General features: G+C 76.2%; 1 pseudogene. It reads left to right on the top strand.

What is annotated here, in order from left to right:
- A pseudogene (locus AE652_RS47695) lies at window positions 1-469 on the top strand (serine/threonine protein kinase); the annotation flags it as partial.
- Window positions 470-741: the final 272 nt, after the last annotated feature.

Genomic DNA, 741 nt, shown 5'->3' with positions numbered 1-741 from the left:
CCCGCACACGGCGGAGAGCCTGCTCGCGCGCATCCGCGCCGACCGGGGCCCGCGCCGCCCGCGCCGTCCGAGCACCGCATTGCTCGCCCTGGCCTCCTGCGCCACGGCCGCCGTCACCGCCACCGCCCTCTGGCCACACCCGGAACCGCCGCCCGGACAGCCCGCCCACGTCCGCGTCTTCAACGCCGAACGCGGCTGCCAGGACCGCACCGACCACGACCCCCAGTGCAGCCTCGGCCTCGCCGTCGACCCCCTGCGCCCCTACACCGCCGACAACGTCGGCCCCGTCCGCGTCTGGCACAACGACACCCTCGACGCCGACTGCCAACTCCCCACCGGCCTCCCCGTCATCAACGAGGAAGACCTCACCCCCACCCTCTGGTACCGCATCCGCCTCCCAGGCCACACCCCCGCCTGGCTCCCCGCCGTCCGCACCCGCGACCGCCCCGCCCTGCTCCGCTGCCCCTGACCGGACAGCCAGAACGGCCCTACGCGCCAATGGCCTTCCCGACCCCGGCCGCGTGGTCGCCACCGTCCTGCGGCCGCGCCGCCGCCGACCAGGCCCGTCGCGACCGCGCAGGTGGGTGTGCGGACGGAACGGGCGGGAAATGCCTGGCCGCGATCTACCAGGTGATCAGGACGTACCCGTCACCGCCGGTGCTCACAGCGGTGTTCCCGGCGCTGCCGCCACCGGCACCCGACTGGTCGTCCGGGCCGGGCGGCGGTGCGCCGCCGTTCCCG

The organism is Kitasatospora sp. MY 5-36 (assembly GCF_001182915.1).
GTDB lineage: Bacteria > Actinomycetota > Actinomycetes > Streptomycetales > Streptomycetaceae > Kitasatospora.
Note: the sequence above shows the minus strand (reverse complement) of the source record. Positions and strands in the feature narration are given on the sequence as shown.